This is a genomic window from Bradyrhizobium viridifuturi, assembly GCF_001238275.1.
In the GTDB taxonomy this organism is placed as follows: Bacteria; Pseudomonadota; Alphaproteobacteria; order Rhizobiales; family Xanthobacteraceae; genus Bradyrhizobium; species Bradyrhizobium viridifuturi.
Genome location: NZ_LGTB01000002.1, coordinates 290,222 through 302,753 on the forward strand (window position 1 = coordinate 290,222; position 12,532 = coordinate 302,753).

The following is a 12,532-nucleotide window of genomic DNA, read 5'->3' on the forward strand; positions in this document are numbered from 1 at the left end:
GTTCCGTCCCCCAACCGTATGACCTGGCCGGCGCCCACCGGCAGAACACACGCGTCTTCAATGTTTTGCGCGGTTGATCCCGCAACCGCCCGAAGAAGTGAACAACTATTCAGAGGGGATGACAAGCTGGAATTGTAAGGATTTTGCGACGGCCACACGCCACCTCCGATTGAGCTGACGGCCGCTCCGGCCCGCGAATGCGCTTGGGCCGCCCCGATCCAGCGACGGATCGGCGGCTGCGAGCACCACTCAGGGTCGGATCGGGCCTTCGATGGTAAACCGCGAGCTAAGATCATCGCCCGAAATAGAGGCATCTGGTATCGCACTGACCCGCGCGCATCGCGGCCGCATTTACCCGAATTTATCTGAGACCGTGGTCGAGTGCGCCCAACGTCAGGCGTGGCGTTGCCTCGATGTCCTCGGCCGAACCAAGAAAGCGCATGTCACTCTCCATCACCAGCAGCGTGAGCAGCCGCAGCTCTGTGCGAGGGCTGGTGCCGCTATGCGCCGCCGTGGGCGCCTATCTGTTTTATCTCTCCGCCGGTGAGATCCTGCTGCGGGATTCCGACACCGAATGGCAGATCAAGGTCGGACAGTGGATCCTCGAACACGGCGCGATGCCGACATCGGACGTGTTCTCCTTCACCCGTTTCGGCGAACCATGGATCTCGAGCTCGTGGCTGTCGCAGGTGGCGTACGCCCTCGTCTATGGCGGCGATTGGGCCGGGCCGGTAATCCTGACGTCGGTCGCGATCGGCGCGACGGTTGGGATCTTCCTGCATCTGCTCAGCCCGTATTTCGATCCGGCGCGTGCGATCCTGATCGCCGCGCTGGCGCTGCTGTTGTCGACGATCCACTTCTTTGCGCGGCCACATGTGCTGGCGCTGCCGGTCCTGCTGGCGTTCATCGGCGGCCTGATGGCGGCCGCCGATCGCCGCACGTATCCATCTTGGTGGCTGCTGCCGCTGATGGCGCTATGGGCCAATCTGCATGGCGGCTTCGTGCTCGGCCTCGCGCTGATCGGGCCGATCGGACTGGAGGCGGTCTGGAGCGCAGAGCCCAGCCGCCGCCATCAACTCGTCGTGCGATGGGGACTGTTCGGTATCGCGGCGCTGGCCGCGAGCTGCGTGACGCCCTACGGCTGGAACAGCCTGCTCGGCGCGACCAAGATCCTCAGCCTCGGCAAGCTGCTGACGCTGATCGGCGAATGGATGCCCGCGGATTTCAGCAAGCCCAGCTTCTTCGAAGCCACGCTGCTCGGCCTGATCGGCCTCATCTGCTATCGTGGGCTGACGCTGTCGGTGCCGCGAATCCTGCTGCTGCTCGGGTTGGTCTGGATGGCGCTGAGCCATATCCGCAACATCGAGGTATTCGCGTTCATCGCGCCGCTGGTGCTCGCCAAGCCGATATCGGAACAATGGGGGATGGCGGTCATCAAAGCCGCCCGCTTCGAGGAACGCCGCTCGTTCCCCGCCGTCACGATCCTGGCTTCGATCGCGATGGTGATCGGCGCGTGGGTGACCACGACGACCTTCATCGCGCAGCACCAGTTCAAGTTCCTGCCGGTGTTCTGGCCCGCCGCCGCGGTCGACGTCCTCCAGCAGCACAAGGTGCAGCGCGTGTTCAACACCGCGCCGTTCGGCGGCTATCTGGTGAGCCGCGACATCAAGGTGTTCATCGACGGCCGCGCCGAGCTGTATGGCGAGCAGTTCGTGCTCAACTATTACGCCGCGCTCGACGCCCGCGATGCCGGACAGCTGCTGGACCTGCTCGACAAATACCGGATCGACGCCACGCTGCTGAGCTCGGACTCTCCTGCCGGAAATGTGCTGGACCACCTCAAGGGCTGGAAGCGGCTGTACAAGGACGACGTCGCCGTCATCCATGTACGGTCGGACGAGACGAAGGCCGGTGCGAGTTCGAACTAAGCGTCAAAGGCTAAACGGCTCAGACTTCTTCCGTCATTGCGAGCGAAGCGAAGCAATCCGTTGGGCCGCGTGCGCGGAGTGATGGATTGCTTCGTCGCTTCGCTTCGCTCGCAATGACGGCGAGGCGCCACCGGCCGCCTTTAATTCCCCGTCTGCAACTCGCCGAAGCGATCCCAGCTCTTGCCGTTGAAGCGCATCAGCTGCATCTGGTCGACCGGCACATGGTCGGCCGGCGAGGTGTTGACCTTGATGCCCGGCAGCAGCATCGGCAATTCCAGGTCCTTGATCGCGAACGCCTGCCGCAGGATGTTCTCGGTCGAGAGATCGTCGCCGCAGGCCTTCAGCACAGCCTCCAGCGCCATCGCGCTGTTGTAGGCGTTGACGTAGTTGGTGTCGTGCTGATCGCCTTCGGGCACGAATCTGGTCATGAAGTCGCGCCAACCCTTCATGCCCGGATCGTCCTTCCAGGCCGGATCGTCCGGATCCTTCACATAGGCCGTCGAGATGATGCCGGTACCGGCCTCGACGCGGCCGGCTGCATCACGGTCGAAATCCACACCGCGGTGTTGGAGAGGAACGTCATCGGCCGCCAGCCGATCTCGAAGGCCTTGCGGATCGACTGCGCCGCGAATTTCGGCGTCGCCGCGATCACGAAGACGTCGGCATTGGTGGCCTTCAGCTTGACGATCTGCGAGTCGATCGTGGGGTCAGATATCTCGTAGGTCGCAACGGTGACGAGGGAATCGTATTTCTCGCCGAGCACATCCTTGAGGCCGGCGAGATAGTCGCGGCCGTAATCGTCGTTCTGCGAGATCACGGCGAACCGCGCATTCGGAATCTTCGCCAGTGCGTAACGCGCATACAGCCGCGCCTCGTAGCGGAACGGCGCCTGCACGCCCATCGTGGCCTGCGGGAATTGCGTGACGTCGCCGAACTTCGAGGCGCCGGAGGCGAGGAACAGCTGCGGGATGTTCTTGCCCTGCAGGTACTTTGCGATCGCCGTGTTGTGCGCGGTGCCGATCGAGGAGAAAATCAGCGCAACCTCGTCGCTTTCGACGAGACGGCGCGTCTGCTCCACCGTCTTCGGCGGTGCATAGGAATCGTCCAGCGAGATGAAGTTGATCTTGCGGCCGTTGATGCCGCCGCGCTCGTTCAGCATCCTGAAATAGCCGGCCTCGCCCTTGCCGAGCGCGCCGAACGCCGACACCGGCCCGCTATAGGGCATGGTCTGACCGATCCTGATTTCAGTTGATGTGACGCCGCGCATCTCGGCTGCAAATGAAACGGCGGGCAGCAGCAGGAATGAAATGGCGCCAAGCGCGCCGACTGCCTTGCGCATCGGCCTCCCCTCCCGATTATTCTTGCCGCGCTCTCAGTCGGCGCGACCGTGCCGTCCAGCGGCTTGGCGCGAGGATGCCACGGCGGCCCGATTGAGGCCAAGCCTATTCGCCGCAGCGGTCTCAGCGCTCGCCGCGCTGCTTGATCGGGATCACGAATTTCAGCCCCGACCATATCGCATCGATGGCGCACACCTTGACGTCGACCAAGCCGGACACGAGCCCGGTGTTGCGAACCACGACATCCGTGAGATCGGTCGCGACGCCCGAGCTCTTCTTCGGCCACGACACCCAGATCATGCCGTCAGGCGCGATCACATCCCGGTAGCGGCGCAGCTTGGCCGAGAGGCCCTTGGCCTCGGCGGCGAACAGATGCACGGCATCGAGTGGTGCTCGCGCGATTTTCGCGAGCTGCACACCGGCGGGCAACTCTCCGACGAGGTCGGCATAGGGAACGGACAACCCGTCGACAAAAATACAAAAGCCCGGCTTGAGGCCGAGCTTTTGCACAATCGGTTTGCCGGTATGGCCGGCCATGGCTTACGCCTGCGGCTGCGGCTCCAGGCCGGTGTCCGGATCGGGACGCGGGCGCGGCTTGCCGGCCGGCGGCACGGCGGAGGCGCGCGGCGTCGACGGCTCCAGCACCGACTCGCGGTTGGGCTTCTTGCCCTTCAGCAGGTCGGTGATCTCGTCGCCGGTCAGCGTCTCGAACTCGAGCAGGCCCTTGGCGAGGGTTTCGAGATCGTCGTGCTTCTCGGTCAGGATGCGGGTCGCTTCCTTGTAGCCTTCCTCGACCAGGCGCTTGATCTCGGAGTCGATCTTCTGGACCGTCGCCTCGGACGCGTTCTGCGTGCGCGAGACCGACATGCCGAGGAACACCTCGTCCTGGTTCTCGCCATAGGAGACGGTGCCGAGCTCTTCCGAGAGACCCCAGCGCGTCACCATCATGCGGGCCAGGCGGGTCGCCTGCTCGATGTCGGAGGCGGCGCCCGAGGTCACCTTCTCGCGGCCGAAGATCAGCTCTTCGGCGACACGGCCACCCATCATGATGGCGAGACGCGAGGTCATCTGCTCCAGCGACATCGACAGCTTGTCGCGCTCCGGCAGCTGCATCACCATGCCCAGCGCACGGCCGCGCGGGATGATGGTCGCCTTGTGGATCGGATCGGTCGCGACGACGTTGAGGCCGACGATGGCGTGGCCGCCCTCGTGATAGGCGGTCAGCAATTTCTCTTCCTCGGTCATGACGAGCGACTTGCGCTCGGCGCCCATCATCACCTTGTCCTTGGCCTCTTCGAACTCGGCCTGCGTCACCATCCGCTTGTTGCGGCGGGCGGCGGTCAGCGCAGCCTCGTTGACGAGGTTCATCAAGTCGGCGCCGGAGAAGCCCGGGGTACCGCGCGCGATGGTCTTGAGGTTGATATCCGGCGCCAGCGGCACCTTGCGGACGTGGACCTTGAGGATCTGCTCGCGGCCGACAACGTCCGGGTTCGGCACCACGACCTGACGGTCGAAGCGGCCCGGACGCAGCAGCGCGGGATCGAGCACGTCGGGACGGTTGGTCGCCGCGATCAGGATCACGCCTTCATTGGCCTCGAAGCCGTCCATCTCGACCAGCAACTGGTTCAGCGTCTGCTCGCGCTCGTCATTGCCGCCGCCGAGGCCGGCGCCGCGATGACGGCCGACCGCGTCGATTTCGTCGATGAAGATGATGCAAGGCGCGTTCTTCTTGGCCTGCTCGAACATGTCGCGGACACGGCTCGCGCCGACGCCGACGAACATCTCGACGAAGTCAGAACCGGAGATGGTGAAGAACGGCACGTTGGCTTCGCCGGCGACCGCGCGCGCGATCAGCGTCTTGCCGGTGCCGGGAGGGCCGACCAGCAGCACGCCGCGCGGAATGCGTCCGCCGAGCCGCTGGAATTTGCCGGGGTCGCGGAGGAATTCGACGATCTCCTGCAGATCCTGCTTGGCCTCGTCGACACCTGCGACGTCCTCGAAGGTGACGCGGCCATGCGCCTCGGTCAGCATCTTGGCGCGCGACTTGCCGAAGCCCATCGCCTTGCCGGCGCCGCCCTGCATCTGCCGCGACAGGAAGATCCAGACGCCGATCAGCGCGATGAACGGCAACCAGGAGACGAGCAGCGAGACGAACCACGGCACGTTGTCGCCGGGCGCCTTCGCGGTGATCTGCACCTTGGCGTCATAGAGCCGCTTCACGAGCGTCGGATCGCTCGGCGCGTAGGTCTGGAAGCTCGTGCCGTTGTTGAAGGTGCCGTGAATCTCGGGCCCCTGGATCACGACATCGCGGACATGGCCCTGATCGACTTCGGTGAGAAGCTGCGAGAACGAGATGTCCGAGGACGACGAGCGCTGGCCAGGATTCTGGAAAAGCGTGAACAACGCCAGCAACAGCAGGACAATGATGACCCAGAGGGCGAAATTCCGCAGATTGGCGTTCATGGTCTTCCTTCGGTGGTCGCGCGGATCGCGGCCTCTCTCTATCCTTGGGCAGGCTCTGTGGGAATCCCCAGGGAATCCATCCCGTGATGGCATACAATCTAGGTGCCGCAGGGGTCGATGCCAAGGGAACTGCGCACGACTATTTACCGCATCCTAGCCCGATTCCCGGTCAAAAAATGACGCAGAATCCGGTGTTTTTCCGGGGTGGTTAAGCCACCTTGCCGGATTATGACAGCGATTGAACCAATCGAACCCGGCCTAGCCGGAACGTGCCCGGCGGGGCGGTGCCGGGCTGATCCTGATACGGCCGGAGGCGACGCTGATGACCGCTCCGGCGAGGGTCTGTTTCAGCTTGGATTCGCGTTGCCCGGCGACCCCATCCAGGGCCTGGTCGACCGCGGCGAGAAGGGTTTCGACCTTGCCGAGCTCGGCCGGCCCCTCATGTCCGGTACGGTCGATGGCGCGCTTGAGCAGACGGAGGCGGATCTCGTCCGGCATCACCGCGAACAGCGCGGCGTCGAAGCCCGCGCCGAGCTTATCCTCGCTTTTCAACGCAAGATAGCGCTCGGCACCATCGACCAGCAGTTCCAGCGCGGAATTGGCCCGCGCGATCCGCGCGGCAAGCCGCGCCAGGATCCGCGCATCACCGCCCTCCTCCGCCAATAGCGGCATCAGCGCGCGCAGCCGTGGCCGCGTGAAGGACAGGTCGCGGTTGGTCGGATCGTCGGCAAAGCCGATGCGCGCCTTCCGCAGCGTTGCGATCAGCTGCGCCTTCGACACATCGAGCAGCGGCCGCATCAGCAGAACGCCGTCGCGCTCGGTCTCGCGCGCCATCGCCGAAAGGCCCGCAACGCCGCTGCCGCGCAGCATCCGCATCAGCAGCGTCTCGGCCTGGTCGTCACGGGTATGCGCGGTCAGGATATGCGTGGCGCCGTGCTTGCGCGCGGCCTGCGTAAGCAGACGGTAGCGCGCCTCGCGCGCGGCGGCCGGCACGCCGGTCCCGGGTTTCGGCCCATTCCATCGCAGCGTTTGATGCGGCAGGTCGAGGCTTCGCGCCAGCCGCTTGACGTCGCGCGCCTCGCGAGCCGCCTCAGGACGCAGACCGTGGTCGACGGTGACCGCCACCAGCATCGGCCCTTGCGCAAGCGCGCGGCGCCAGCGCGCGGCCAGCCACATCAGCGCGACTGAATCCGGACCACCGGACACCGCAAGCACGATCGCCGGCGCGCGCGCCAGATCTGCGAACAGGCGCTTGGCGTCCCTTGCCGGGATGGCAGATTGGTCGTCGGGCATCGCAGAACCAGCAGGCCGTGGAAAGGCCGGAAGCGGCCTCCCCTTGCCGGTTTAGCACTTCACGCGCTTCTGCTCGCGCTCAACCGCCGCCTTGACCCCGCCGGAGCGCGCGGGTACTTCCGCGCGATCTCGCCGAACGCGGCGCAGGCCGCTTCCTTTTCCTTCAGCGCCGCCAGCGACTGGCCGAGCCGCAGCAGCGCGTCGGGTGCCTTCGCTGATTTGTCGAACTTGGTGGTCACGCCGAGGAAGGTCTCCGCGGCGTCGCGATATTGCTGGCGCTGGAAATAGCTTTCGCCGAGCCAGTATTGCGAATCCGCCACCAACGGATCGGTTGGATATTTCGTGGCGAAGTTCTTCATCGTCTCCTCGGCGAGCGCATAGTCCTTGCGCTGCATGTAGCCGATGCCGAGGTCGAACTCGTCCTTCGGCGTGGCCGACGGCGGCAAGGTGGTCAGGGCCGCGCTCGCGCCGGGCGCGCGTTGCGGGCTGGTGTTGCCGAGCTCGAGCGGCTCGCCCGCCCCGCGGCCGCCGGGCGCACCGACTGCTGCCTCGCCGGGCATCGGCATCTGGCCGCCACCGAGCGCACGCGGCGCGCCCGGAGCATTCGGATTCTGGTTCGGATCGAAGGCATCGCCGCGGCCGCGACGGCCCGGTGCGGCAGGCGCCGCCGGCTCCTGCACGATCGGTGCGGGCGCTGCGACCTGCTGCTGGTCATAGCCGCCCTGCGGCTGCCGGCCATAGCCTTGCTGGGGCTGGCCGTATCCCTGCTGCGGCTGGCCATACCCCGGCTGGGCCTGCGGGTAAGCCTGCGGCTGCTGGGCGGGCGGCACCGCAGCGACATTGGATTGGCCCGCCGGAGCCTGTCCAGGCGCGCCGGGCGGCTGGCCGCCAAGCTGGCGCAGACGCTCCTCGAGCTGGCGGTTGCGGTACTGCAGCTCCTCGTTCTGACCGGTCAGCTGCCGCAGCTGGTTTTCGAGCCGCTCGATCCGCATCTCGGCATCGGAATCGTCGGACTGGGCAAACACTGGTGCGGAAACGGCGAATAGCGCCGCGATCGCCGCGGCGGAGGAAAGAAAATGAAGCTGGATGACATTTTGCCCTGACGACGAGATCGACGTGAAAAGCGAGCGACATTGAGGGACGGAGTACGCCGGAATTGTGACTGGCACTTCAAATCCGGGACAGCGCCACGGATACCGGTTTAGTACGGGCGCTGGAACAAGCAAGCGGCCAATTGCACGCAGCTTCGTTCATCTTGATGAAGAGCGCCCGGCCGCGCCATGCGGTCAAACCAAAACCGGCGCCCGAAGGGCGCCGGCTTGGAAACGTATTCAGGATCGCGTCAGGAGCTGGCGTTCAGCACGGTGACGGCGCGCCGGTTCTGCGACCAGCAGGAGATGTCGTTACAGACCGCGACCGGGCGCTCCTTGCCGTAGGAGATGGTGCGCATGCGGCTCGGATCGATGCCGCGCGAGGCCAGGTAGGCGCGCACCGACTGGGCACGGCGGGCACCGAGCGCGATGTTGTATTCGCGCGTGCCGCGCTCGTCCGCATGACCTTCGATGGTGAAGGAATAGCGGTTGTAGGTCTGCAGCCACTGCGCCTGCTTGTCGAGGGTCGCAGTCGCCTGTGGGCTGAGATCGGTCTGATCGCTCTCAAAGAACACGCGGTCGCCGACATTGACCACGAAGTCCTGCTGGCTACCCGGGGTCGCGGCGCCCCCAATCGCGCCATTGGCGTCCAACGGGTTCTTGTTGGCGCAGGCGCCCATCGACAGCGCCACCGCCAGAACAGCAACCAGCTTCATACCCTGGAGATAATTCATTCCCGGAGCCTCCACGCTCACGCTCTTCGTACTACCCAATCGGTCTACAGGGCGATGGTTAAGCGAACGTTCCGTCAACCTTGACGAGACCTTGCTGGACCCCATCAAATGCCAGACAATGCCGGAAAGCGCCCCCGATGGTTAATGGGTGGCAAATGTGGCGCGATGGTGAAGGGAAGGCAAGCTTCGCGGGAACCAAATCGCTCGACGGCAATTTTGGCGCCGTCCGTGGCCAACCGGCGACAGAAAGTTGCAGATTTGGAACGCTGGAACGGCGGCAGCGACGGAACGGCAGCCGGGTAGTTCGCGCTCAGGAATGCGGCACGATCGACGGACGATCGAATCGCTCGATCGTCGGCTGCTGGAGCACATGGTGTTCACGCTCGAACAGCATGCGGCGCTCGAACGCCGACGAACGCATCATCGGGTAGCGCGTGAACACCTTGTCCCGCATGGTGGGGAAATCCGCCGCCATCAGCCCGACCGGCTTGAGCAGGCCCGGGAACAGGCGAGGCTCGGCAATGGTCTCGTGGAAGAAGACGCGGCGGTAGAATGCCTGGTGCTCCGGACGGACGATGGCCAGTCCCAGATCGGCGCTGAAATATTCGCAGGCCATATAGGCGAGACGAACGGTGACATAGGGCAGTTCGGGCGTGCGCCGGGCCCGATCGGGATCCGCAACGAACCGCGCGGGATCGATGATGACTTGATGGCGATCGAGCCTCGGATGCAGGATTTCGCCGAAGGCCTCCGCAGAGCACGACTCGCGCCACTCGTTCGTCAGCACGCTGATGCGAACCGAGCTGCTGAGCTGGCCGTCGAGATAGACGCCGAACGTCCAGGAGTTCTCCAGATCATCGTATTGATCCGTGACCCGCTGCTCCGCGGATTCCTTCACCGCGCCTTCGCGCAGATAGGCGCGATAACGCAGATTGTAGATCTCTTCTTTTTCGGCGGGCGTTTGGGCGAGGCGGTAATCAACTTGGTCGAGCAGCTCCGGGCCTCGCGAAAAAGCGCGGGGCGCAACGACGGGGGACCTCATGAACTACTCCGGACTGTCACGACAACTTTTGCGAGCTGCCTAAAATCTTAACAGCTTCTTAATTTTCGTCAAAGCAATCGAGACAATACAGTTAACCTGTGACCGCAAGGGTGCATTCCCGGTAGTGCACCCGGGGATCATCACAACTATCGATTGAAGGCGTTCGGCGGGCTCACGCGATCGAGCGCGAGGGAACCACATGCAATTGCTCGTCGGCCCGCCGGCCGTGCGAAGCATTGAGCAGCTGGCGGATGCGCACCGCGGGAACTGGCCGGCTGAACAGGTATCCCTGTGCTTCGGTCACCGCGCCATCGGCGCTGATCAGTTCGAGCTGCTCATTGGTCTCGATGCCCTCGACCACGACCGACATGCCGAGATCCGCCGACAGCCGCGCCACGCCGCGCAGCAGGGTCAACGGACGATCGCTGTCGATGCCCTCGAGGAAGGAACGATCGATCTTGACCTTCTGCAGCGGGAAATTGTGCAGGTAGCTGAGCGACGAGTAGCCGGTGCCGAAATCATCGAGCGAGATCCGCACGCCGAGCGAGCGCAGCTGCGACAGCACGTCGTGGGTCAGCTCGGTGTTGTGCAGCAGCGAGGATTCGGTGATCTCGATCTCGAGCCGGTGCGCGGGCAGACCGGAGACCTCGAGCGCGTAGCGGACCTCGCTCAACACGTCGCGCTGATGGAACTGCTGCGGCGAGAAATTGACCGCGACGCTGACCGCTTCGGGCCACTTCATGCACTCCATGCAGGCCTTGCGCAGGATCCAGCGGCCGAGATCGACGATCAGGCCCATGTCCTCGGCGACCGGAATGATGTCGACCGGAGACACCGTGCCGCGCGCGGGGTGGTTCCAGCGCAGCAGCGCCTCGCAGGTCGAAACCTTGCCGGACTTCAGATTGATCAGCGGCTGGTAGAACAGCTCGAACTCCTCGTTGGCCAGCGCCTTGCGCAGATCGAGCTCGAGGATGCGTCGGGCCTCGACCGTTTGCGCCATCTCGTCGCGGAAGAAGCAGAAGGTGCCGCGGCCATCGGCCTTGGCGCGGTAGAGCGCCATGTCGGCGTTCTTCAGCAGCGTGTCGGCGCCGACGCCGGGCGCGGTCATCGCGATGCCGACACTGGCGCCGATCTCGACCAGATGGTTGTCGATCTTGTAGCGCTCGCTGAGCCGGTCGACGATGCGCCGCGCCAGCGCGGCGGCATCTTCATGCGAGTTAATATTCTGCTGGAACACGACGAATTCGTCGCCACCGAACCGCGCGACGAAATCTTCCGGACGCAGCATCTCGCGCAGCCGCTCGGCGACCGCGCAAAGCAGTTGGTCGCCGCAGGGATGGCCGAGCGTATCGTTGACCTGCTTGAACTGGTCGAGGTCGACGAACAGCAATGCGGAACGGTGGTCACCGTGCTGCATGGCGAGCAGGCGGCCGATCTCGTCGCGGAAATTGACCCGGTTGGGCAGCGCGGTCAGCTCGTCGTAGCGCGCGAGGTGGCTGATCCTTGCCTCGGCGTCCTTGCGTTCGGTGATGTCCTCGACCAGCAAGACCGTGCCGCCGCCGGCCATCGGCTGGAACGTCCAGTCCAGCGAACGGTTCTGCGCCGGATCGGGGTCGCTGGTGACGATGTCGCCGCGCTGCGAGCTCTCGATCTCGAACAGGATCTGCTGCGCGGCCGCGACCGAGATCGCGCCGGACAGGACGCAGGCGTTGCAGATATCGGCCGCGCTGGCGCCGCGCTGCACGAAATCGTCCGACAGCTGCATCATCTCGATGAAGCGGTGGTTCATCACCGCGAGGCGCCCGTCGGCGCGGAACATGCACAGGCCATGCGGCATGTTGTTGAGCGCAGTATCGAACTGATGCGCCAGCGCCGCCTCGCGGAAGCTCGCGGTCAGCGCCTTGACGAAGATCGCATGCAGGCTGAGGTTGATGCCCTTGAGGCCGAGGAAGAACAGCACCAGCAGGGTCGCGAGGCCGACATAGTAGAAGTCGCCGTGCAGCGCCAAGGCGAGCGACATCGGGCCGCAGGCGACCAGCACATGGAGCTGAAGCAGCCGCGGCCGCCCGTAGTTGCGCGCCGCGCCGCCCGCGGTATAGCCGACCGTTACCGCGACGCAGAGCATGTGGGCGATCGCATCATCGCTGCCGAGGATGGTGACGAAGCACCAGGCGCCCAGCACCATGGCGTAGACGATCGCACCGATCGAGTAGCGCGGCGCCCAGACCTTGGCTTCCTCATAGGTCAGCCCGCCGCCCTGCCCCTCGTCGTATTTGCGCATCCAGACCGCGCGCGCGGTGCCGATGGCGATGATCAGGAAGGCGAACGGCCACAGCAGCACATTACCGGTCTTGAGCGCGGTCATCACCGCGGCGGAGGCGGTGGCGACGCTGCCGAGGAACATCGCCCAGAAGTTCTGGCGCATCGAATCCACAAGTGCAGCGTAGAGCACTGGCTCCAGCTCGTCCTGGCTGCCTCGTCGTTTCTGATCCACCAACTGCATCTGCAGACGTACGCGTCCTTTTCCGGCAGCGTAGTTTTAGCGGCCGCAGGTGAAGCCTTTCTGAGCGAACATCCTTAGCGAGTCCTTGCCACGGATGATTGATGGCCGAAATTCGGCATCAAATTCAGTGCGCTAGGTAAG

Annotated in this window: 8 protein-coding genes and 1 pseudogene; 1 reads left to right on the top strand and 8 read right to left on the bottom strand. The window is 64.7% G+C overall.

Annotation, left to right across the window (positions count from 1 at the left end; all coding sequences use genetic code 11):
• The first annotated feature begins 440 nt into the window (after window positions 1-440).
• A complete protein-coding gene (locus ALC15_RS03450) occupies window positions 441-1,928 on the top strand; it encodes a hypothetical protein (protein WP_050626059.1) in 1,488 nt (495 codons plus the stop codon).
• A 140-nt stretch (window positions 1,929-2,068) separates the two neighbouring features.
• Here the strand turns inward: ALC15_RS03450 and ALC15_RS03455 are convergent.
• The 8 genes and pseudogenes from ALC15_RS03455 to ALC15_RS03490 all read right to left on the bottom strand — a co-directional run bounded on the left by ALC15_RS03455 (window position 2,069) and on the right by ALC15_RS03490 (window position 12,391).
• Window positions 2,069-3,267, bottom strand: a pseudogene (locus tag ALC15_RS03455) (ABC transporter substrate-binding protein).
• A gap of 121 nt (window positions 3,268-3,388) precedes the next feature.
• Window positions 3,389-3,802 (bottom strand): hypothetical protein, encoded by a 414-nt coding sequence (locus ALC15_RS03460; protein WP_050626060.1) that lies wholly within the window; start codon window positions 3,800-3,802, stop codon window positions 3,389-3,391.
• A 3-nt stretch (window positions 3,803-3,805) separates the two neighbouring features.
• Window positions 3,806-5,728 (bottom strand): ATP-dependent zinc metalloprotease FtsH, encoded by a 1,923-nt coding sequence (ftsH, locus tag ALC15_RS03465; protein ID WP_050626061.1) that lies wholly within the window; start codon window positions 5,726-5,728, stop codon window positions 3,806-3,808.
• 258 nt (window positions 5,729-5,986) lie between these two features.
• Window positions 5,987-7,021 carry a tRNA lysidine(34) synthetase TilS gene (gene tilS, locus ALC15_RS03470; RefSeq protein WP_050626062.1) on the bottom strand — a complete coding sequence of 345 codons (1,035 nt, stop codon included), beginning with the start codon at window positions 7,019-7,021 and terminating at the stop codon, window positions 5,987-5,989.
• A 59-nt stretch (window positions 7,022-7,080) separates the two neighbouring features.
• The gene (ybgF, locus tag ALC15_RS03475) at window positions 7,081-8,046 is read right to left on the bottom strand and encodes a tol-pal system protein YbgF (protein ID WP_430649130.1); all 966 of its coding nucleotides are present in this window, start codon (window positions 8,044-8,046) and stop codon (window positions 7,081-7,083) included.
• A gap of 317 nt (window positions 8,047-8,363) precedes the next feature.
• Window positions 8,364-8,846 (bottom strand): peptidoglycan-associated lipoprotein Pal, encoded by a 483-nt coding sequence (gene pal, locus ALC15_RS03480; RefSeq protein WP_016846948.1) that lies wholly within the window; start codon window positions 8,844-8,846, stop codon window positions 8,364-8,366.
• A gap of 310 nt (window positions 8,847-9,156) precedes the next feature.
• Window positions 9,157-9,888 carry an N-acyl amino acid synthase FeeM domain-containing protein gene (locus ALC15_RS03485; RefSeq protein ID WP_050626063.1) on the bottom strand — a complete coding sequence of 244 codons (732 nt, stop codon included), beginning with the start codon at window positions 9,886-9,888 and terminating at the stop codon, window positions 9,157-9,159.
• Between the two features lie 172 nt (window positions 9,889-10,060).
• Window positions 10,061-12,391, bottom strand: a complete 2,331-nt coding sequence (locus ALC15_RS03490) for a putative bifunctional diguanylate cyclase/phosphodiesterase (protein WP_050626064.1) — start codon at window positions 12,389-12,391, stop codon at window positions 10,061-10,063.
• Window positions 12,392-12,532: the final 141 nt, after the last annotated feature.